The following is a 22885-nucleotide window of genomic DNA, read 5'->3' on the forward strand; positions in this document are numbered from 1 at the left end:
CCGGGCCCGGAAATTTCCGGTTTTAATGTTTGATCCGGAATACCGGGCCCACCCCCCCCTCACCCCGGCCCTCTCCCCAAAGGGGCGAGGGTGAAAAGACAGCACCGAGCAATCCCCTCTCCCCTCCGGGGTGTACAGTCCGGGGACATAGTGAACACTTGTTCGGGGACATGGTAGACACTTACAACTGAGGCATAAGAACCCGTTTATGGAGTCGCTTATGCCCTGGGATGCGAGAGATACCATGTCATTACGTACCGAGTTTGTTTTGTTCGCCTCGCAGGACGGGGCGAACATCCGTTCCCTCTGCCGTCGCTTTGGCATTTCTCCTGCCACCGGCTACAAGTGGCTTCGCCGCTGGGCTCAGGAAGGTGCCGCCGGCCTTCAGGACCGCCCGCGCATACCGCACCATTCCCCGAACCGCCTCTGGCAGATGGATTTTAAGGGCCACTTTCTCTTTGGCGGTGGCCGCTGCCATCCGCTCACCGTGGGGCGACACCACCGGCACCTGGACGGCGCTGGATATGGCGGTACCGGACTCGCGGTATCAGCCGTCAGCGCGGCAGTACAGCGGCAACACAACGCCCCCGGAATATGATGAGGGCGTGATAGTCAGGAAAGTGGATGTCAGCGGAAAGCTGAGCGTGAAAGGGGTAAGTCTGAGCGCAGGCAAGGCGTTCAGGGGAGAACGGGTCGGGCTGAAGGAGACGGAGGAAGATGACTGCTATGAAGTATGGTGGTACAGCACGAAAGTGGGGGTGATCGACCTGAAGAAAAAGTCGATCACCATGGGTAAAGGATGTTAAAAAGTGTTCACCATGTCCCCGAACACCTGTCTACCATGTCCCCGGACTGTACACCCCAAAGGGGCGAGGGTGAAAAGACAGCACCGAGCAATCCCCTCTCCCCTCCGGGGAGAGGGTTAGGGTGAGGGGAAACATTGAATTATCGCTCGTCGCGACGTCCGCCTACAGCCGCCCACCAGCGACGAATGTGCACCGTCACCTCTTCACGGTCGTGGTACAACTGACGCGCCTGGATCTCCACGTTAATACCGTGCTCATCCAGCTGTGCCTGAATATAGGCCAGGTTCTGGGATACCTCCTCGTAGCGCTTTTTCATCGGCAGCTTGAGGTTGAAAATGGTCTCACGGCACCAGCCGTTCACCAGCCAGGAGGCCATCAGCGCGGCAACTTTCGCCGGCTTCTCCACCATGTCGCACACCATCCAGGAGATGTTGTTGCGGGTTGGGCGATAGCGGAAACCGTCCTCACGCAGCCAGGTCACCTGCCCGGTATCCATCAGGCTTTGCGCCATCGGGCCGTTATCCACAGACGACACCCACATGTTGCGTTTCACCAGCTGATAGGTCCAGCCGCCCGGGCACGCGCCAAGGTCGACGGCATACATGCCGTTTGCCAGACGCTCGTCCCACTCATCTGCCGGGATAAAGACGTGAAACGCCTCTTCCAGCTTCAGGGTTGAACGGCTCGGCGCATCTGCCGGGAACTTCAGACGCGGGATGCCCATAAAGAATGGCGAATTGTTATTGGTGTACGAATAGCCCGCATAGCAGCAGCCCGGTGCGATAAAGAAGATATGCACAACCGGACGCTTCGGCGTTTCGTAGTTCGTCAGTATGCCCGCGTCACGCAGCGCAGCGCGCAGCGGCACGGTGAACTTACGGCAAAACTTCATCAGCTCTTTGCTTTCGTTGGTATCGGCAACCTCAACGCGCAGGTCGCCGCCCTTCTCCACCACGCCCTGCAGCATGCCCACAATCGGCGTGATGCGATCTTCTGGCGGAAGGTCTTTCAGCAGCTCACCCGCGACGAACATCTGGCGGGCGAAGATCAGCGAGCTGAACGGCAGCTCGCGCGCCAGCTTGTCGGCGTCTTCAGGCTGATAACATTCGAATACCACATAACCCGCATTCTCTTTGACGCGGGCAAAACCGAAGACTTCACGCTTCGCCGCTTTATCGGTAATTTCCGCGGCGCACTCTTTCTCAAACCCCGGGCGACAATATAAAACAACCTTATTCATGAACAACGCCCTTGCGTTTCAGACGGATAGCTCCGATAAACATTAATACCCATCCCGCCAGGAAGCTGACGCCGCCGACAGGTGTAACAAACGCCCAGAGGCGCAAATGCGAGAGTGCCAGACAGTAAAGGCTGCCGCTGAACAGCACGGTACCCAGCGCCATAAATACGCTACTCCAGTAAAACCAGATGCTGATCCGGCGCTGCATCGCCACCGCCAGCCCAAAAATAGCCAGCGTATGGAACGCCTGGTATTCAAGGCCGGTCTGGATCCAGCCCATCTCGACGGCGCCCAAAGACTTGCTCAATACGTGCGCGCCAAAGGCGCCCAGTGCAACAAAAATAAAGCCACTCACCGCGGCAAAAATCAGCATGAATCGGCTGGTCATGTTTAAGTCCTGAATTGATGCGTGCCCGGCACACAAACGTTATTGTTCATACCTGAAGCGGAATTTTTCTTGCTCGCTTGCCGCTTTCGCCAGTATCCACTGCCGGAAGGCGGCTATTTTACCCAGTTCTGCCTGACTGTCATGACAAACCAGATAAAACGCATTCTTGCTGACCAGTACATCATTAAAAGGGCAAACCAGACGGCCTGCCTCAATTTCGGACTGCGCCATGACGTTATTCGCCAACGCCACGCCCTGTCCGTGAATGGCAGCCTGTAGCACCATCGCACTGTGGCTAAAAATGGGGCCCTGCTGCACGTTTATATGACTAAGACCTAATTGACGGGTATAAGTTTGCCAGTCGCGGCGAGAGGCATCATGTAAAAGCGTATGCTGCGCAAGGTCAGCGGGTGTTTTCAGCGCTTTATCGCCCGTTAAAAGCAGAGGCGAACAGACCGGCAGCAGATATTCTGCGTATAATTTCTCAACACGCAAGCCCGGCCAGTTACCGCGACCATAAAAAATGGCGACATCCACATCATCGGCCAGCTTGTCTTCCTGACGATCCACCGCCTGGATTCGAACGTCGATCCCCGGATAAGCTGAGTTAAAGCTTGAGAGCCTTGGCACCAGCCACTGAATGGCAAAACTGGGCAATAAACTAACAGTCAGGGCACCTTTTGCACTGCGGGCCTGCAGCTTACGCGTGGCTTCCGTTAGCTGGGAAAAAATCTCTTTTATATCCTGAAAATAGCTCTGCCCCTCTTCGGTCAACAGCAATGAACGATTGCGTCGGCGGAACAGCTTAAGGCCCAGGAAATCCTCCAGAGACTTGATTTGGTGACTTACTGCGGCCTGTGTCACAAAAAGCTCATCTGCCGCACGGGTGAAGCTCAGGTGACGTGCTGCTGCATCAAAAACCCGTAATGCGTTAAGGGGTGGCAATCGCTTTGACATGGTTATCTGGCTTAGATGTTAACGGAATTTAACAAACAGGAAACAATGTTTAACCTATTAGTTTTTTTTATCTGAGCCATTATAATTTGTCCGTTGAGGAACTACCAGCAAATACCTATAGTGGCGGCACTTCCTGAGCCGGAACGAAGAGCTTTTTTCGGAATGCGTGTTCTGAAGGGCTTTTGGCTTACGGTTGTGATGTTGTGTTGTTGTGTTTGCAATTGGTCTGCGATTCAGACCACGGTAGCAACGCTACCAATTTTTCACTTCCTGTACATTTACCCTGTCTGTCCATAGTGATTAATGTAGCACCGCCAATTTGCGGTGCTTTTTTTTCGCCTGCGATCGGTGGTTAGTGCTCGATCTCTTTCATCTCTTTCACGTCCGTGCGGTTGATCTGCTGCTTGTTCCCGTTAGCATCTTTATACGAAATCATCCCGGTATCGTTATCAGTAGTCGGTTTCCCTTCCGAAACGATAGAACGACCATCGTTGGTGTGCATCACGTAATTGTTACCGGAACAGGCGCTCAGGGCAAAAGTAAACGCACAGGCAGAAATGATTGCAGCTGTCTTATTCATGATTATTCTCCTTTAGCAATTAATGCTATTCAAACCTCGATTTATAACAGGCTAAAACATCCGCCTAACACTATTTAGCATAACCTGCTTTTTTGAGGTCGTAAGGATAAGCAGACAATTCTGATAGATATCAACCTCCTTGCTCTGCCGCTGAAATTGCGCGACGATCTCTCTATCGACACGAGGAATTCCATGAACGCTTTCAGTCCTGCGCAGTTTCGCGCACAGTTTTCGGCGCTGGCCGATGCCGGTATTTACCTTGATAGCGCCGCCACGGCCCTGAAGCCTCAGGCGGTGATCGAGGCCACGCAGCAGTTCTACAGCCTGAGCGCCGGGAACGTGCATCGCAGCCAGTTTACCGAAGCGCAGCGACTGACCGCGCGCTACGAAGCCGCACGGGACCAGGTCGCTCGCCTGCTCAATGCCGAAAGCGGGAAAAATATCGTCTGGACGCGCGGCACGACCGAAGCCATCAATATGGTGGCCCAGTGTTATGCCCGCCCGCTGCTTCAGCCGGGCGATGAGATCATCGTCAGCGAGGCGGAACACCACGCTAACCTGGTGCCGTGGCTGATGGTAGCGGAGCAAACGGGGGCGCGCGTCGTAAAGCTCCCGTTAGGTGCAGACTTGCTGCCAGAGGTGGCCCGTCTCCCCGAGCTGATTACCCCCCGCAGCCGTATCCTGGCGCTGGGGCAGATGTCCAACGTTACCGGTGGCTGTCCGGATCTGGCTCGCGCCATTGAGATTGCCCATGCCAGCGGCGTGGTGGTGATGGTCGACGGCGCTCAGGGCGTGGTCCATTTCCCTGCTGATGTGCAGGCGCTGGATATCGACTTCTATGCCTTCTCAGGACATAAGCTCTACGGGCCAACCGGGATTGGCGCGCTGTACGGTAAGCCGGAACTGCTGGCAAAAATGACGCCGTGGCTCGGTGGCGGCAAAATGATTACCGAAGTGTCGTTCGATGGCTTCAAAACGCAGGATGTCCCCTATCGTCTGGAAGCCGGTACGCCGAACGTGGCGGGCGTCATTGGCTTAAGCGCGGCGCTGGAGTGGCTGGCTGAAACAGACATTGTACAGGCTGAAAGCTGGAGCCGGGGCCTTGCCACTCTTGCCGAAGAAGAGTTGAAAAAACGCCCGGGTTTCCGCTCGTTCCGCGTTCAGGACTCCAGCCTGCTCGCCTTTGATTTTGCTGGCGTGCATCATAGCGACATGGTGACCCTGCTGGCCGGGTATGGCATTGCCCTGCGCGCCGGACAACACTGCGCCCAGCCGCTGCTGGCGGCGCTCGGCGTTAACGGTACGCTGCGCGCCTCGTTTGCGCCATATAACACTCAAAGCGATGTCGACGCGCTGGTTGCCGCCGTTGACCGCGCCCTTGAAATACTGGTGGATTAATGACTAGCGCTGCTTTAGCCGGACATCCGTTTGGCACGGTCATCACAGAAGAGACCTTAAAACAGACCTTCGCCCCGCTCCAGCAGTGGGAAGATAAATATCGACAACTGATCCTGCTGGGTAAACAGCTCCCTGCCCTTTCAGACGATCTCAAAGCGCAGGCGAAAGAGATCGCAGGCTGTGAAAACCGCGTCTGGCTGGGCGTGAGCGTCTCCGGTGAGAAGCTGCATTTCTTTGGCGACAGCGAAGGACGCATCGTACGCGGGCTGCTGGCGGTCTTGTTAACCGCCATAGAGGGGAAAAGCGCGGCGGAATTGTTAACGCATTCACCGCTGGCGCTGTTCGACGAGCTGGGGCTGCGCGCGCAGCTGAGCGCCTCGCGCGGTCAGGGTCTAATCGCGCTCAGCGACGCGGTGCTGGACGCAGCCCGTCAGGCTCAGGCCTGACGTTCCGCCTTCGCCATCATCTTCTTCAGTGCGTGAGAGACCGCCACAAAGCCAAAGGAGGCGGTTACCATGGTGGCCGCCCCAAAGCCTGAAGCGCAGTCCATGCGTTTTGGCCCTTCCGCCGTGCTTTTCATCGCACAGACTGAACCATCCGCCTGCGGGTAGACCAGCGCTTCGGTGGAGAATACGCAGTCGACGCCCAGCTTGCCCTTGCTATTCTTCACCACGTTGAAGTCGCTCTTCAGGCGTTCACGCAGCTTGGCTGCCAGCGGATCCTGAATAGTTTTCGCCAGGTCGGCCACCTGAATCTGCGTGGGATCGATTTGCCCACCCGCGCCGCCCGTCGTGACCAGCGGCACCTTGTAACGACGGCAGTAAGCGATCAGCGCCGCTTTTGGCCGCACGCTGTCAATGGCGTCAATCACGTAGCTGTAGCCTTTGCTCATGTACTCCGCGACGTTATCTGCCGTCACGAAGTCGTCGATCACCGTCACCCGACACTCCGGGTTGATGAGACGAATACGCTCCGCCATCACCTCGGACTTCGCCAGGCCGACGTTATCGCGCAGGGCGTGGATTTGGCGGTTAGTGTTGGTCACACAAACGTCATCCATATCAATCAGCGTGATCGCGCCAATCCCGGTTCTCGCCAGCGCTTCCACCGCCCAGGAACCGACACCGCCAATGCCCACAACGCAGACGTGCGCATCCGCAAACAGCTGCAGGGCTTTTTCACCATAGAGACGTGCCGTGCCGCCAAAACGCTGGCGCCAGGCATCGCTGATTACCACAGACATAAAACCTCAGATGTAAAAAGGGTGAGGTTATCCTCACCCTGAACAATAATCCGTATTGCGCTCAGAATACCACAATCAGCCGCTGAATACGTTTCCGGTGCCCGGCGCCGCCTTCAGCACCCATACGCGCCCGTAGTGGTTATACCAGCCCGCGCGATGGCCTGCGTCTGGGCCAATCCCCTGATAGATATCAAAGTGCTGGCCCTTAATCGCTCCGCCCACATCCAGGGCTACCATCAGACGCAGCTCATACTTGCCGTTGAACTTGCCGTTGTTGTCGAGCAGAGGGACTTCCGCCAGCAGCGTGGTACCCGCAGGAATGATAGAACGATCCGATGCCACCGAGGCACGGCCAATCAGCGGTACCGCGCTGGCGCCTTTCACCGGGGCAAAGTTTTGCGGTTTAAAGAAGACGAACGACGGGTTCTGCTCAAGAAGCTCACGCACCTCGGCTTCACTGTGCTTTTCGCCCCACTCGCGGATCGCCTGCATCGACATATCTTCTTTCTTCACTTCGCCGCGGTCGATGAGGACCTTACCGATGCTGCGGTAGGCATGGCCGTTTTTCCCGGCATAGCTGAAGAAGTTGAGCGGCGAACCGTCGCCAAAATCAATGTAGCCGCTGCCCTGCACGTCCATGATGAAGTTATCCATCAGGGAGTTGCTGTAGGCCAGGACGTAGTTTTCACTCAGCGCACCGGCGTAGATTTCGGCGCGGGACGGCAGACGGCCGCGTTTTGGCGGCATACGGTAGATAGGGTACTGGAACTCGCCCTGGCGCGTGTGTCGCGCCTGAATCACGGGCGTGTAATAGCCGGTGAACTGGACGTTGCCGTAGTTATCCGCCCCTTCCATCTGCCAGGCATCAATACCAAACTGGCGCATGTTGCGCGTATCGCCGCCCGCCTTCAGCCAGTCCTGTACCGCGCTATAAACATTGTTCTGTGAGCTATACAGACGCGGCGACGCGTTGCGGATCTGGTAGACCTGCTCGGAGAAATCACCGGCGTTGATCGGCGCGCCAACAGCATCAGGCTGATTAACTAAAGAGAAAGGCTGGGATAACTTCCCGTCTTTATACTGCTGACCGCGATCGGTCGGTTTGGAAGAACAGGCCGCAAGAATCACCACCATTGCGCCCGCCATTAGATACTTCGCCCAACGTCCTTTCATTATATCTCGTCTTTAAGTTGCCCATTTCCGCGTGATGAAGATAACAAACCGACAAAGCGAATGAAATGCGATCGCATGCCCTTTGGCAAATTCTGAGCAAAAAATAGTCCAAATGACGCAATGCCGTTCAATTTACATACAAAGTTAATGATTTATGTGAAAAAGGGGTTGCATCACAAACCTATCCGAGTATAGTGCGCTTCCACGGACGCGGGGTGGAGCAGCCTGGTAGCTCGTCGGGCTCATAACCCGAAGGTCGTCGGTTCAAATCCGGCCCCCGCAACCAACACTTCTAAAAACAATAAACACCCTTAAGGGTGTTTTTTTGTATCTGCCGTTTGTGAATTTGCCGGGCATTTCACCCGGCTAAAAACCTACCCGCGCCGCGCCAGCGTCGCCCCGTCTGAGAAATACGCCCGTATCCCCGCCAGAATCGACTCCGCCACCTCCTGCTGGAACTTTGCCGTCTTGAGCTTACGCTCTTCTTCAACGTTACTGATAAACGCGGTTTCCACCAGAATGGACGGGATATCCGGTGCCTTCAGCACCGCGAACCCGGCCTGCTCAACGCTGTTTTTGTGCAGCTTATTGATGTTCCCCAGCTTGCCCAGCACCGCTTTACCAAACTTCAGGCTGTCGTTAATGGTCAGGGACTGCACCATGTCGAACATGGTGTGGTCGACGTAGCGGTCGCCGCTTTTGCTCACGCCACCGATCAGGTCCGAGGCGTTCTGGGTATCCGCAAGATATCTTGCTGCGGTACTGGTCGCGCCTTTGGTTGAGAGCGCAAACACCGACGAGCCGCTCGGCTGGCGGCTGGTAAAGGCGTCCGCATGGATCGAGACGAACAAATCGGCCCGCTGCTTCTGCGCTTTCGCCACCCTAACCTTCAGCGGAATAAAGACATCCTCATTGCGCGTCATGTAGGCGCGCATATTGCCCTCTTTATCAATTAACGCCTTCAGCCGACGGGCAATTTGCAGCACCACGTCTTTTTCACGCGTATGGTATTTCCCCACCGCACCGGAGTCTTCGCCGCCGTGGCCGGGATCGAGCATGATTACAATCGGACGATCGCGCCCTGCTTTCCCCGGCTGCGGGCCGCTTTGGGCAGGGGGCACCTGACGCTGAAGATCGCCTTTGTTGTAGTCCTCCAGCAGGGCGAGAAGCGGATCCTGAATATCCGTCGCATTCGCCGGGTAGAGATCCATCACCAGGCGCTCTTTAAACGTCGCAACGGGCGCCAGGGCAAACAGCTGCGGCTTAACGTTCTGCTTCAGTTCAAACACCATGCGCACGGTTTGCGGATCAAACTGCCCGACGCGCGCCGATTTAATAAACGGATCGTCACCGCGGATCTGCGCCGCCATGCCTTTCAGCACGGAGTTGAGGTTAACGCCTTCGAGATCCACCACCACACGTTCCGGGTTGCTGAGGGCAAATTGCTTATATTTCAGCACGCGATTGGATTCAACCGTCACACGAGTATAGGTCGACGACGGCCAGACGCGCACCGCAACCACCTGACTCGTGGCGGCAAGACCGACCTGGCTGACGCTAAGCAACCACATTGCCCCGGCCCCTTTTAACAAACGGCGGCGGCTTATTGCTGAATTGGATCCCGACATGCTTCTCCCGAGCAAGAAAACAAACTGATATACAAAAGTGCAGATTGACCGAAAACTTTAACGAATGACGCATAAACTGTCATCTATAAAAGGGTAAACAATCATACGCTAACGCACGGATTACTTATTAATTTCTGTAGGTCGCAGAAAATTTGCACTTGCACCCGCGACCACAATCGAATAAAAATACAGAAATTACGAATAAACATTCATTAAGGGTTGTGCCATGGTGAAGGAACGTAGAACCGAACTGGTCCAGGGATTCCGCCATTCTGTTCCCTATATCAACGCCCATCGGGGAAAAACGTTTGTCATCATGCTTGGCGGCGAAGCCATTGAGCATGAAAATTTTTCCAGCATCGTCAATGACATCGGCCTGCTGCACAGCCTCGGGATCCGCCTGGTGGTGGTCTATGGCGCTCGCCCGCAGATCGATGCCAACCTGGCTGCTCACCACCACGAGCCGATTTACCACAAACACACCCGCGTCACGGATGCTAAAACCCTTGAGCTGGTGAAACAGGCGGCGGGACTGCTGCAGCTTGATATCACTGCTCGCCTGTCGATGAGCCTGAACAACACGCCGCTACAGGGCGCGCATATTAACGTCGTGAGCGGCAACTTCATCATCGCTCAGCCGCTCGGCGTGGACGATGGCGTGGATTACTGCCACAGCGGCCGCATTCGTCGTATTGATGAAGAGGCCATTCACCGTCAGCTGGACAGCGGTGCCATCGTGCTGATGGGGCCGGTGGCCGTTTCCGTAACTGGCGAAAGCTTTAACCTGACGTCTGAAGAGATTGCCACCCAGCTGGCGATCAAGCTGAAGGCGGAAAAAATGATTGGGTTTTGCTCTTCCCAGGGCGTCGTAAACGATGAAGGGGTGATTGTGCCGGAACTCTTCCCTAACGAAGCCCAGGCCCGCGTGGAAGCGCTGGAAGCCGAAGGGGATTACTACTCCGGCACCGTCCGCTTCCTGCGTGGCGCCGTGAAGGCCTGCCGCAGCGGCGTGCGCCGTAGCCACCTGATCAGCTATCAGGAAGACGGCGCCCTGCTGCAGGAGCTGTTCTCCCGCGACGGTATTGGCACCCAGATTGTGATGGAGAGTGCGGAGCAAATTCGCCGCGCCACCATCAACGATATCGGCGGCATTCTGGAGCTGATCCGCCCGCTGGAACAGCAGGGTATCCTGGTTCGTCGCTCCCGCGAGCAGCTGGAGATGGAGATCGACAAATTCACTATTATCCAGCGCGATAACCTGACCATCGCCTGCGCCGCGCTCTACCCGTTCCCGGAAGAGAAGATCGGAGAAATGGCCTGCGTGGCGGTGCACCCGGATTACCGCAGCTCTTCACGCGGTGAAATGCTGCTTGAGCGCGTGGCGGCACAGGCGCGTCAGATGGGGCTGAGCAAGCTGTTCGTCCTGACGACGCGCAGCATTCACTGGTTCCAGGAGCGCGGGTTCACGCCGGTGGATATTGATTCCCTGCCGGAAACGAAGAAAGAGATGTACAACTATCAGCGCCGTTCAAAAGTGCTGATGGCTGACCTGGGATGATACGACGCCCTCACCGTCCGGCGAGGGCTTTCGTTCAGAGGGACTCAAATATCGCGCTCAGCCCGCTTCGGCGTTCCGTTCGGGTGGCGATCGCCTGCACCAGCACCCGTTCATCGGTATACAGCGACAGACGCTGACGCGCGCGCGTAATGGCGGTGTAGATCAGCTCGCGGGTAACGACGGGGGAAAGCTGTGTGGGCAGGATCAGCGCCGCATGGTTAAACTCGGAGCCCTGGGATTTATGCACCGTCATCGCCCAGGCGGTCTCATGCTCGGGCAAGCGGCTCGGCTGGAAGGACTTCACGCTACCGTCCGGCATCTGGAACCAGACGCGGAGCCCCTGTCCGCGATCGAGCGCAATCCCGATATCCCCGTTAAACAACCCCAGCGCGCTGTCGTTGCGGGAGATCATCACCGGCCGGCCTTCATACCAGCGCGAGTGCGGGGTACGGCTGATTTTACGCTTTTGCGCCAGCAACTGTTCCAGCCTGTCGTTCAGGCCGCTGACGCCAAAGGGCCCTTCTCTGAGCGCGCAGAGCAGCTGGTATTCGCCAAACGCAGCAATAACCTGCTCCGGCGCGCTTTGCTGCTGTACGCCCGTCAGAAAACGTTGGTACCCCAGAAGAGCGTCATCCAGCATCGCCTGATATTCTTCCCCGGTTTGCAGCGATTTTTTCTCAATATCGGTGAAGGTGCCGTCAAATACCGCACAGGTCGTGTGCCGGTCGCCCCGGTTCACCGCCGCTGCAAGCTGGCCAATGCCGGAGTCGCTGCCAAAACGGTAGCTTTTTTGCAGCAGGCACAGGCTGTCGCGCAGCGCTCCCGCAAGTACATGGTTTTCAGCCGCGAGCGAGCATCCGGTCAGGCGCGCCAGCTCCTCAGCGCGTTCTGCGGTATACCCGAGGCTGGCATAGGTGCAGATATCGCCCAGCACAGCCCCGGCCTCCACGGAGGCAAGCTGATCGCGGTCTCCGAGGAAAATGACGCGCGCGTGCGGCGGCAAAGCGTCAATCAACCGCGACATCATCGTCAGGTCAATCATCGATGCTTCATCCACCACCAGCACGTCCAGGTGCAGTGGGTTACCGGCATGGTAGCGCAGACGCTGGCTACCCGGCTGCGCGCCAAGCAAGCGGTGCAGCGTGCTGGCTTCGTTAGGGAAAAGCGCAAGCTGATCTCCGGTAAGCGGCAGTTTTTGCAGCGCCCCGCCTAACGACTCCGTCAGACGCGCAGCCGCTTTACCGGTGGGTGCCGCCAGGCGAATACGACATTTTTTCTCACCCGATAACTGAATCAGCGCGGCAAGCAGCTTTGCCACGGTGGTCGTCTTCCCGGTGCCCGGGCCGCCCGAAATCACTGAGATCCGCCGCGTTAACGCCACCGCTGCCGCCACTTTCTGCCAGTCTGTCTCGTCGTCAGAGGTAAACAGCGTATCCAGCGTGTGCCGGAGCTGCGCTTCATCACAGGGAAGCGGGGCGTTGGTCTCGCTGAAAAAGCGCGCTACCGTCAGTTCGTTACGCCACAGCCGGTTCAGATACAAACGCTCGCCGACAAGGATCATTGGCGTCCCGGTATCGGCTCCACTCACGGCAGGCGAGCCGAGTAATATCGCCTGCCAGTCCACCGCCTTACCCAGCAGCGCGAAACACGCCTGTAACGCCGGGGGCATTTTTTCATCCACCACCAGACGCGACAGTGGAAGACACACATGTCCCTCCCCCGCGTCTTTACTCAGGATCGCGGCGGCGAGCATAACGGCAGGCTCCTCGCCCGCCACCATCATGGCAAACTGCACGTCCAGGTGGCGAAGTGTTCGTTGTTCAACTGCTTCCAGCAGTAGCGCCTGCATCGTCATGCCACCTCCTCCGTGCTTGCAGCAAACAGGTTATCCATCTTTTCAATCAACTCCGCAGCCGGACGGGTGCTGAAGATACCCGAACGCGGGTCGTTCGCATCCACGCCGCGCAGGAACAGGTAAATGACACCGCCGAAATGGTCTTCGTAACGATAATCGGCCATGCGATGGCGCAGGTAGCGGTGCAGCGCGAGGGTGTAGAGCTGGTACTGCAGATCGTAGCGATGCATTTGCATCGCTGAGGCCATCGCCTGCTGGGTATAGGCTTCGCTGTTTTCACCCAGCCAGTTCGATTTGTAATCCAGCAGGTAGTAGCGCCCTTCGTGGCGGAAAACCAGGTCGATAAAGCCTTTCAGCATTCCCTGCACCTGGCGGAAGTTGAGAGGCGCGCACCCGGCGGATAACGGATCGTGCTCGCGGATCAACGCATCAAGCGCCTCGGCCCTGAGCGGGCTGGCGATGGGGAGATAAAACTCCATCTCCACCTGCTTATCTTTGGCGGTCAGCTGGCTCAGCGAGATCCCCTGCGCCGTGAGCGGCGCGTGCAGAATAGCGCGGATCCATTCAGTGAGAACCGGCAGCCACTGCGCGTCGTAGCCGCCGCTCTGCAGCATCTTCAGCACCCACTCTTCAGAGACCGGCTGGGTAAAATCCAGCTCTTCAAAGAGGCTGTGCAAAAACGTGCCCGGTGAGGCGCCGCGCGGGAACTGGTGCGGCGTGAGCACCGGCTCGACGGGCACGCTACCGGCCCCAGCGGCATCCACGTCCAGTTTTGGCATCAGATCCTGCGCGATACTCTGCCCGTGCTGCTGTAAACCGGAGTAACTGGTGACGCGCCAGTCGTCAGCAATGGTGCGCGTCACCTCGCGGGCATGCAGCGCTGACTCTCCCTGCTCCAGCGTCTGCCAGCGACTGCTGTCGGGCTGGGATGGAATATGCAGGGCAACATGCTCTGAGCAAAGTGATTCGATGCACTGGCGCAGACCGGCAGCATCTTTGGGTTCGCCGCGCTGTATAAGCCGCCCTAGCGCGCTCAGATGAAAATCACTCTCGCCGCTCTTTTCGCCACGGCGACGGAACAGTGGCGCGACGCCCAGGGAACAGTGCCAGACCGAACGGGTCAGCGCCACATAGAGCAGGCGCAGGTCTTCCGCGAGACGCTCGGCTTCGGCCAGCTCAAGGCTGGACTCCGCGTTGCTGAGATCGAGTACCGCTTCGAACGACTCGCGATCGTGGTAAAAGGCCTGGTCCTGCACGCGATAATTGGCGATAAACGGCAGCCAGACCAGCGGATACTCCAGCCCTTTCGACTTGTGAATGGTGACGATCTGCACCAGATGTTTATCGCTCTCGAGGCGCATCTGCTGGCTTGAGGAGTTGCTGTTCGGGTCGGCAATCTGCTGGGCAAGCCAGCGCACCAGGGCATGCTCGCTCTCCAGCTGCGTACCCGCTTCCTGGAGCAGCTCGCTGATATGCAAAATATCGGTTAGACGGCGCTCGCCGCCCGCTGTCGCCAGCATATTCTCCGCAATGTGACGCTGTGCCATAAGCTCACGCACCATCGCCATCACGCCACGTTTCTGCCATTTTTCACGGTAGCGAACAAACTCGTCTACCACAGAATCCCACGCGGCTTCGTCATTGTTGAGCGCATCAATGTCACGCGCGTTCAGCCCGAGCATCGCGCTCGCTAAGGCGCTGCGCAGCGTGCTTTCCCGCTCCGGGGCCAGGACGGCCTGAAGCAGCCACAGCATCTCCAGGGCTTCCAGCGTTTCAAAGACGCTGTCGCGGTTGGAGAGGTAGACGGAGGGAATATTCAGTAGCGTCAGGGCGTCGCGGATGAGCGCGGCCTCCTGACGGCTGCGCACCAGCACCGTGATATCGGATGCCTTTACCGGGGCTGGTTTATCCTCCTTCCACAGCAACGCATCACCGCGCGCGCCTGCGCTGAGCCAGTCACGGATTTGCGCGGCACAGTGCTGGGCCATAGCATTTTGATAGTCCGCGACGCCCCAGCCTTCCCCATCCAGCAGCCAGAAGTTCATGGCGGGCTGAGTTTCGCCGTTAAACTCGAAGCGCAGGGTGGTATTTTTCGGGGCGAATTTGACCGGCTGGAAAGGGATCTCCCGGAACATAAACGCCGTATCCATGCGGCTGAACAGCGCATTGACGCTTTCCACCATGCCGGGCGAAGAGCGCCAGTTGGTGTCGAGCGTGTAGTGCGCGTCAACCTCGCTGCGGGCTTTCATATAGGTAAAAATATCCGCACCGCGAAAGGCGTAAATGGCCTGTTTCGGATCGCCGATTAACAACAACGCGGTGCCGGGCTGCTGACGCCAGATACGGCGGAAAATGCGGTACTGCTGAGGGTCGGTATCCTGAAATTCGTCGATCATCGCCACCGGAAAGCGGGTGCGAATCGCGGCGGCAAGCGCTTCGCCATTTTCACTGCACAGCGCCGCATCAAGTCGACTCAGCATATCGTCGAACCCCAGCTCGCCCCGGCGGCGCTTTTCGCGCGCGACGGCGTCGCGAATCTCAGTCATGGCACGGACGATCATCAGATCGTTGAGCGTCAGGGGTTCCGCCAGCAGGTTTTCAATCGCCACAAACAGGGGATGTTCAGGCACGATGCCGTCGGCTTTGGTCCGCTCAACCAGGAAACGCCGGGAGAATTTCTCCAGCGCATCCGGGAGCTGGTAACCGCGCGTCTCTTCCTGCGCCCACGCGCTGATCTTCTCGATCCATTTGCCCTGATTGCCGCGATTGAACTTACGTCGGTCGATCCCGGAATTCTCGATGATCGCGTCAATCTCGCCGACTGACTCAATCCATTTTTGCTTGATGTCGGCAATTTTCGCGATGATTTTTTCATGGCAGGAAGCCAGGGTTTCATCCGCTGGCGGTGGAGATTTGATGACCGGCGCTTCCCCCTGAAGATAACGATCGATGGCGCGCAGCAGCGCTTCAGGCCCCTTCCACAACGCATGTACCGCTTCGGCAATATCTCGCTGTAACGGATAGCAGTGGCGACGCCAGAAATCCGCGCAGGCCTGATAGCGAAGCACGGATTCATCTTCGATGAGTTGTTGTTCAAACAGCATGCCGGATTCAAACGCGTTCAGGCTCAGCATGCGCTGGCAAAAACCGTGAATGGTGAAGACGGACGCTTCGTCCATCTGCCGTTCTGCGAGGAGCAGCCACTGGGCTGCCTGTTGCTTATCGGCTATCTCTTCCAGAAGGCTCGCGTAGAGAGGGTTATCCGTGCTTTGGCGCAGACAGGCGATGCGCAGTTCGTGGATGTTGGTCCGAATACGACCGCGCAGCTCAGCGGTGGCGGCCTCGGTGAAGGTGACCACCAGCAGCTCTTCCACGCTCAAAGGCCGTGGAAAAGCGGCGTTGCCGCCAAGCCCTAACAGCAGGCGCAGATAGAGCGCGGCGATGGTGAACGTTTTTCCGGTTCCCGCTGAGGCTTCAATCAATCGTTCACCCTGCAGAGGTAAACGTAAGGGATCAAGGGACTCAGCGGTGTCGGTCATTCTTTCTTACTCCAGGGCATAGATTGCTGCAGCGCGCTGACGCTCTTCCAGACTACCCAGCCTTTCGGGTTCACGTACTCCGTTTTCCCGTTCTGGCTACCGGAAACCTGGGACAGAATGGTGATCCCCTGCGGCTTAATGACCGCCTGATGGAAGAAGTCGGCAACCTTCTGCGGCGTCAGCTGTTTTATCTCGGCCACTACTTTATCACGCGAATCAAATTTCAGATTACCGCGATCGAAATCTTTGCTCAGCTGCGAGGCCTCTTCGCCCAGCGTCTGCGGCGGCTGCATCACCTGCGCGATGACGGCCTGCTGGATCTGGGCAAACTCTTCCGGCTTCATGGCGCGCAGTTTTGCTTCCACCTGCGGGAAGAACGCCTGATAGCGCTGCCAGAGATAGGCCGGTTGTTTGTCGCTGCTTTGCAGCAGGAAGCCCAGCCCCCACTGACGGCCTACGTTCATCGAGAAGGCAAACACCGCGTAGCCAAGCTGCTCTTCTGTGCGCAGCTGGTTATAGAACCACGGTTGAACGATCTGTCCCAGAACGGCGCTTTGCGCAGAGCTGGAGAATTCATCATAGCCCGTTGGCACAAACACCGCGGCCAGCGCGGAATCGGTGCTACTCCCCGCTTTTTCAAAAATCACATTCTGTTTTTTCTCAACCAGCACGTCCTGGTTGCGGCACCACTCGTCGCCTTTCGAACCGAGCTGCGTGCGAACATTCTCTGCCAGCGTTTTGGCCCGATCTTCGCTCATATTGCCGACGATAAGAAATTCCGGGCGCGTGTTAGTTTTCAGCGCGTCACGGTAAGCCAGCACCTCTTTTAATGAGATTGATGGCAGCAATGCACGGCGTTCTTCACGCTGGAAATAAGGTATTTGCGACAGCATTTGCGCAGGCATAAGCGCCTGATCGTAAGCTTTGCCCTTCTCTGCTGAATCCATCATCTGCGCATACCAGGATTTAGCCTGCTCAAGCTGCTCTTCCGTTGGCGTGTAGCTAAAGTAGCCCTCCAGCAGCGCCTTGAAAAGCTGAGGCAAACGCTGGGTATAGCCATTTGCATTAAGCATCAAACCGTTGTTGGCGTTGGTAGAGAAGCTGATCCCGCCCACGGCCGCCTGGTTGCTGAGCTGATCGAGCGCGATACCGGCCAGATAGTCATTGAGCGCGAACATCACCTGATTTTTGGCGCTGTTCATAGCTTTAGGGTTACGCAGGACCACGCTGACATCGGCCTTTGGCTCGCTCGAGAAATAACGGCTTGGGGTATACACCACGCGCAGCGTCGGCTCATCAATAATAAGCTCCGGGTGCGGATAATCCTTAGTCGTTTTGATCAGCGAGAAATCATCCGGGATATAGGGGTTCAGCTCCGGCAGCTTCAACGCAATCTCACCGGCCTTCTTCTGCCAGTCGGCGAAGGTCTGGTCGCTGATTTTGTCTACCTGATAAGGAGCATCAACAAAGTACGCCGTCTTGTTATGCGGTTCGTTCGGGCTGATGTACCAGATGCGGGCATTCTGCGGCGTCATCATCGCCAGGCGCGCTTTAACCGCCTCGGCATCATAACGATCGGCAATATTGACCGCGTCAAGCGTGTGCGCCACCGGTACACGGATCATGGTATCTGCCAGCCACTCCACGTAATCCATATCGCGGGTAATGGACGGGTAACGGAAATCGAGATCCAACACGTGCGCCAGTTCATCAAAGTAGCGTTTATCGACGCCTTTCTCGCGCAGTAAAGAGAGGTAGCTAAAGATAGCCGCAACCACTTCATCACGGTTGGCCTGCCCTTTGTCGGTCAGGGTGGCGGAGATCGCCAGCACGCCGCTGTTGCCGTTTACCACGGGATCGGAATCGGCGCGGATCCCTTCCACCAGTCCCTGTTTTTGCAGCCAGTCAGATAAGGTTCCCGGGCTGCGGTTACCAATCAGGTAGGTCACCAGCTCGTCGGTTTTGCTGCGGAACTGGGCGGTGTTGTTATCAATGCGGAACTCAACGCGCAGCACTTTGCGGGGCATGGCAGGGACGTAGTGGATGATGATCCCTTTTTGCGCGTCCGTGACAACCGGTACGTCTATCTTCGGCAGGGCGATATTTTTATTCGGCACCCGGCCAAACGTTTGTGCCGCCAGGCCAGCAAGCTCCGGCAACGGTTTGTTGCTGTAAATAACCGCCTTCATCAGGTTGGCAGAGTAGTATTTGTCGCGAAACGCATGGAGGGCGTCAATGACCGGGCTTCCCGGTTTATCGCTCAGCGTCTCCAGGTTACCGCCCGAGAAACGTGACCCAGGATGCGCCGGGTTGATCGTTTCGGCGCTGACCTGCGCCATGCGCATACCGTCCCGGGTACGGGCCATGGTCAGCTCCGCATTGACAGCATTGCGCTCGCGGTCGGCGTATTTTTTATCCAGCAGCGGCGCGGCGATGGCATCGGCAAGACGATCAACCGCCCCTGCCAGCGCGTCATTTTCGACTTCGAGATAAAAGGCCGTGCGGTACGGTGCCGTACTGGCGTTGTGGCTGCCGCCGTGCATTTTCAAAAACTCGGACAGGCTATCCGGCTGCGGATATTTTTTAGAGCCCATCAGCGTCATGTGTTCGAGGTAATGCGCCAGCCCCGGATGCGCCTCAGGATCTTCCAGCGATCCAACCGGCACCACTAACGCCGAGAGGGATTTCACCGCCTGCGGATCGGAAACCAGCAGCACGGTCATACCGTTATCAAGGCGAATAGCCTGATACTGGCGGGTATCTTTTTCGCTCTTACGGATAGTTTCCTGGACGGGTTGCCAACCGGAGTCTGCCTGAGTGACGGGCGCCCAAAGGGCGACAAACAAAACAAATGCTTTGAACAAGGTGCTGCCTGGCATTACGACCTCTTTATCACGGCTATCCCGTCATACTTCAAGTTGCATGTGCGTCGGCTGCATGCGTTCACCCCAGTCACTTACCCATGTAAGCTCCCTGGGATTCACGCCCTTGCCGCCTTCCTGCAACTCGAATTACTTAGGGCAAACATCATTAACAAACTGCGTGCTGGACACGCCAACATCTCTTTATTTGGGTACATCAGTCCGTGATAAGAAGTGCATCATAAATGAACACCCCATGCTGCGCAATTTTTATACAGCACTCAGGACTGATTAAATTTAAACAACGGTAACAGGTAGCGTTGCGCCTCTTCCGTAATAGCTTCGAAGTATTCTGGCTCAAGCGTTCGCCATAAACGTTGATACCAGACATCCTCACCTTCACCGCGCACCATCATGTTTCCTTCATAGGCCTGCATAAATTTACTGCGCGCTTTCTGCAGCGAAGCCTCGTCCGTTAACATCGCATCATTCTGCGCGTCATAACAGGCTTTTATCCACGCACCGCCACTTTCGGGCAGTAGCAGGAGGGGTTTGTTCATTCCCTGAAGATAGCCCTCGATGTACAAAGACAGATAGCGTAACGCCTGTTCTGCCTCCATTGGTGGGAAGCGCCACTCGCCGTCTTTGCGCACGAAGATCCGGCTTTCGCCTTTATTGCCACCCGCACTGTAGACAAGATGTTCCAGCCAGAGTTGCAATCCTTGTGAAACGCTGAGCAAAGAAGGCCGCCAGCGCAGTAGCCCATCGGGCTGAACCTGGGTTAGCCAGCCCGTGAGCTGTACGCCATTGCTGTGGAGATCGATTTCGATGCTTTGTCCGGGCTGGCGGTGCTCCCTTACGCGCTCAGCCAGAGCGGTCATCTCCTGGCACTGCGCCTCCCAGACAATTTCCCCAAACGCCCCGTAAGGCAGTTGCCCAGCAGCGCGGTAGCAGCGGTAAAGTTTGTCAGCATCTTCCTCTTCAACCAGCGCATTCAGCAACTGGAGGTTTAACTGATAGCGCTCCAGCCCTTCCAGGGTAAAGGGTTCTGCATCCGGAATTTCACTCTCTTCAGAACGGAAATTGACCTGTAGTCGCTGCTGGAAGAAGGCGCGCACCGGGTGCGCCCAAAACCGCTGAAGCTGTTCGAAAGTCAGGGTGCTAATGGGCAGCGGATCAAGCGGCTGAATGAAATCCGTATGGGCTCGTCCCTCTTTTTTCGCTGCCGGCAGCCATTCGCGGGCATAGCTCTGCTGTTCGCTGACAATATAGTTTACCGGGTCAAACGGCATGCGGCTGTGGATACACGTAATGTGCGCCTTCACCCGCTGCTCGCTTTCATCGCAGTTAAGCGCGTCATCGCCAGCCAGATAGTGGCTCTGGCCAATATAGTCCACCAGTTCCTGCACCAGAACTGAGGGGAAGCGCTCGCTGTTGTCCTGAATGGAGCGGCCGATATAGCTGATATAGAGCTTACTTTGAGCAGAGATAAGCGCTTCAAGGAAGAGATAGCGGTCATCATCGCGACGGCTACGGTCACCCCGCTTTGGATCTGCGCTCATCAAATCGAACCCCAGCGGTGCCAGGGCACGAGGATAAACACCGTCGTTCATGCCGAGCAGACAGACCACCTTAAAGGGAATTGAGCGCATTGGCATCAGGGTACAGATATTGATGGGGCCTGCCAGGAAACGCTGGCTGATTCGCTCCTGGTCAAGGCGCTGCGTCAACTCATCTCTCAGCAGCGACAAAGGAATCGCCTCGTGATAGTGGGAATTCACGCCCTCGTCGACGATAGCCTGCCACTGCGTTTCAATGAGCGCCATCGCCGCTTCGGTGTCACTGTCTGGCAGGAAGAAATCATTAAGTAACGCCCTGCATACCGGGAGCCACGCTTCAAGCGGACGCGGCTGCATTAGCTCACGGCGCCAGCGGTTTAGCTGCATCAGCAGAGAAGCTAAATGCCCTACCAGTTCAGCAATCAAACCGCTGGACTCATCGTAAGGCAGCACTTCGTTCCACTCGCCCTGGCTGCTCTCCATGGCGTAGCCCAGCAGCATACGCGTCAGGCCAAACCGCCAGGTATGCTGCCCGGTTGGGGGAAGCTCGAACTCCTGGACGTTATCGTCATCGATCCCCCAGCGAACGCCTGATTCGTTTACCCACTGGCGAAGGTAGCGCAGCCCTTCTTCATTGATGTTGAAGCGCGCGGCCAGCACGGGAACATCCAGTAATGCCAGAACATCTTCGGAGATAAAGCGGCTATCCGGCAGTGAAAGCAGGGTAACAAATGCCTGCAATGCCGGGTGAGACTGGCGGGCACGACGGTCAGAGATAGCATAAGGCAGGTACCGCTCCCCGCTCGCACTGCCGAAAACGGCCTGAATAAAGGGACTGTAGCTGTCGATATCCGCCACCATTACCACGATATCGCGCGGGGTGAGTTCAGGGTCGTCCTGCAGCATCGCCAGCAGCTGGTCGTGAAGTACTTCGACCTCACGCTGGGGGCTATGGCAAACATGGAACGTGATACTGCGATCCTCAGCATCCAGCTTCCGCTTGCTGTCGCTGCGCTCAAACTCTTTCGCCGTCACGCCCATAACGGCACGGTTTTCCAGATCCAGAATATCTAATTGAATATTATGCAGCAGGCTATCCGGCGCGATCTCGACAAAGGCGTCAACGTCACCCTCGCCTGATGAGGTAATATCGGAGAGCATATGAATGTAATCACGCCCCAGCTTCCCCCATGAGGCAAGCAGTGGATTGGGCAGGTTCTGGATACCGTCTTCATCAAAAAGCTGCCCGGCAGTCGAACCGTCTTTAAACAGCGGGACGGATCGTTCTTCAAAAAGGCGCTTTCGTTGGCGAGTTACCAGCCGCGCAAGCCAACGTTCGTCGAGGATATCCCCCCAATACTGTCGGCAAGGGTTGGTGAACAAAATATGAATATCAATATGTTTACCCAGCGCATACAAGGCCTTCAGATAAACAGGCGGTAATGCGGATATCCCACAGATAAAAACGCGTGACGGCAGTCGGGCTGGACGCTCCGACGCATTCTCGAGTATTGAGATAAACCGATCGTACAGGTTGGCACGGTGCCACTTAGGCTGCCCAAGCTTCTCCGTATGCTCTACCAGCGCTTTCCACAGCGGTGCCTGCCATATTTGCGCCTCCGGTAGTCCTTCAACCAGCTCGCCCGCTTCCCAGCGAATTAACCAGTCAGAACGGTAAACAAGGTATTGGTCGTAGAGATCGGCGGTACGGGACGCCAGCTGGAACAGCTTGCGCTTATCGGTATCGTCATTGAGGTAGTGGCGCAGCATGGCGAATTCATCGTGTTGCAGCATTTCCGGCAGTAGCGCCATCAGCTTCCAGCTCATGCCCTGCTTGTTGAAGGCGCTCTGTTCGGGAATGTCTGGCAACACGCGCACGAACATATCCCAGATAAAGCTCGCGGGCAGCGGGAAATCAATGTTCGCGGCAATGCCAAACTTACGGGAAAGCGACATTTGCAGCCACTGTGCCATACCGGTGCTCTGCACCAGCACCATTTCTGGCTCAAAAGGATCGTCAAGCCGCTCGCGCTCAACGATAAATTCCATCAGCGCTTCCAGCACATCCAGACGATTTGAGTGGTAGACCCTTAACATAGA

The 22885-nt window shown here is 56.8% G+C and carries 14 protein-coding genes, 1 tRNA gene and 1 pseudogene; 5 read left to right on the forward strand and 11 right to left on the reverse strand.

Annotated features, from left to right (window positions below; genetic code table 11):
- Positions 1-208: 208 nt before the first annotated feature.
- Positions 209-806 (forward strand): annotated as a pseudogene (locus URZ40_RS20980) (helix-turn-helix domain-containing protein).
- A gap of 139 nt (positions 807-945) precedes the next feature.
- Here URZ40_RS20980 and rlmM read toward each other — a convergent pair.
- The 4 genes from rlmM to URZ40_RS21000 all read right to left on the reverse strand — a co-directional run bounded on the left by rlmM (position 946) and on the right by URZ40_RS21000 (position 3971).
- Positions 946-2046: a 23S rRNA (cytidine(2498)-2'-O)-methyltransferase RlmM gene (rlmM, locus tag URZ40_RS20985; protein ID WP_028014271.1), complete on the reverse strand. Its 1101-nt coding sequence runs from the start codon at positions 2044-2046 to the stop codon at positions 946-948.
- Positions 2039-2434, reverse strand: coding sequence for a DUF423 domain-containing protein (locus URZ40_RS20990; RefSeq protein ID WP_028014272.1), 396 nt, complete (start codon positions 2432-2434; stop codon positions 2039-2041). The genes rlmM and URZ40_RS20990 overlap by 8 nt, the downstream gene beginning before the upstream one ends.
- A 39-nt stretch (positions 2435-2473) precedes the next feature.
- Positions 2474-3391 carry a glycine cleavage system transcriptional regulator GcvA gene (gcvA, locus tag URZ40_RS20995; protein WP_014885066.1) on the reverse strand — a complete coding sequence of 306 codons (918 nt, stop codon included), beginning with the start codon at positions 3389-3391 and terminating at the stop codon, positions 2474-2476.
- Positions 3392-3743: 352 nt separating this feature from the next.
- Complete coding sequence (locus URZ40_RS21000; RefSeq protein ID WP_008499648.1) at positions 3744-3971, reverse strand: YgdI/YgdR family lipoprotein; 228 nt, start codon at positions 3969-3971, stop codon at positions 3744-3746.
- A 192-nt stretch (positions 3972-4163) separates the two neighbouring features.
- Here URZ40_RS21000 and csdA point away from each other — a divergent pair, with 192 nt between their 5' ends.
- Positions 4164-5369: a cysteine desulfurase CsdA gene (gene csdA / locus URZ40_RS21005; RefSeq protein WP_316380114.1), complete on the forward strand. Its 1206-nt coding sequence runs from the start codon at positions 4164-4166 to the stop codon at positions 5367-5369.
- Entirely contained in the window at positions 5369-5815 is a 447-nt protein-coding gene (gene csdE, locus URZ40_RS21010) for a cysteine desulfurase sulfur acceptor subunit CsdE (RefSeq protein WP_047364461.1), read from the forward strand. Before csdA ends, csdE begins: the two co-directional genes overlap by 1 nt.
- On the opposite strand, the gene tcdA is transcribed toward csdE, so the two are convergent.
- Positions 5806-6612 carry a tRNA cyclic N6-threonylcarbamoyladenosine(37) synthase TcdA gene (gene tcdA, locus URZ40_RS21015; protein ID WP_316380113.1) on the reverse strand — a complete coding sequence of 269 codons (807 nt, stop codon included), beginning with the start codon at positions 6610-6612 and terminating at the stop codon, positions 5806-5808. The two genes, csdE and tcdA, sit on opposite strands and share 10 nt — an antisense overlap.
- 75 nt (positions 6613-6687) lie before the next feature.
- A complete protein-coding gene (mltA, locus tag URZ40_RS21020; RefSeq protein ID WP_316380112.1) occupies positions 6688-7785 on the reverse strand; it encodes a murein transglycosylase A in 1098 nt (365 codons plus the stop codon).
- A gap of 209 nt (positions 7786-7994) precedes the next feature.
- On the opposite strand from mltA, the gene URZ40_RS21025 reads away from it, so the two are divergent.
- Positions 7995-8071: transfer RNA gene (locus URZ40_RS21025), tRNA-Met, on the forward strand.
- 88 nt (positions 8072-8159) lie between these two features.
- On the opposite strand, the gene amiC is transcribed toward URZ40_RS21025, so the two are convergent.
- On the reverse strand, positions 8160-9413 hold the full coding sequence (gene amiC, locus URZ40_RS21030; RefSeq protein ID WP_014885071.1) for an N-acetylmuramoyl-L-alanine amidase AmiC: 1254 nt from the start codon (positions 9411-9413) through the stop codon (positions 8160-8162).
- Positions 9414-9639: 226 nt separating this feature from the next.
- Between amiC and argA the strand changes: the two genes are divergently transcribed.
- On the forward strand, positions 9640-10971 hold the full coding sequence (gene argA, locus URZ40_RS21035; RefSeq protein WP_316380111.1) for an amino-acid N-acetyltransferase: 1332 nt from the start codon (positions 9640-9642) through the stop codon (positions 10969-10971).
- Between the two features lie 34 nt (positions 10972-11005).
- Here the strand turns inward: argA and recD are convergent, their stop codons facing one another.
- The 4 genes from recD to recC form a co-directional block, all read right to left on the reverse strand.
- Positions 11006-12826 (reverse strand): exodeoxyribonuclease V subunit alpha, encoded by a 1821-nt coding sequence (gene recD, locus URZ40_RS21040; RefSeq protein WP_320721099.1) that lies wholly within the window; start codon positions 12824-12826, stop codon positions 11006-11008.
- On the reverse strand, positions 12823-16365 hold the full coding sequence (gene recB / locus URZ40_RS21045; RefSeq protein WP_320721100.1) for an exodeoxyribonuclease V subunit beta: 3543 nt from the start codon (positions 16363-16365) through the stop codon (positions 12823-12825). Before recB ends, recD begins: the two co-directional genes overlap by 4 nt.
- Positions 16362-19244: a pitrilysin gene (ptrA, locus tag URZ40_RS21050; RefSeq protein WP_320721101.1), complete on the reverse strand. Its 2883-nt coding sequence runs from the start codon at positions 19242-19244 to the stop codon at positions 16362-16364. The genes recB and ptrA overlap by 4 nt, the downstream gene beginning before the upstream one ends.
- 263 nt (positions 19245-19507) lie before the next feature.
- Complete coding sequence (gene recC, locus URZ40_RS21055; RefSeq protein WP_320721102.1) at positions 19508-22882, reverse strand: exodeoxyribonuclease V subunit gamma; 3375 nt, start codon at positions 22880-22882, stop codon at positions 19508-19510.
- Between the last annotated feature and the right edge of the window lie 3 nt (positions 22883-22885).

The sequence above is a fragment of the Enterobacter sp. 296B2 genome (assembly GCF_034106185.1).
GTDB lineage: Bacteria > Pseudomonadota > Gammaproteobacteria > Enterobacterales > Enterobacteriaceae > Enterobacter > Enterobacter cloacae_N.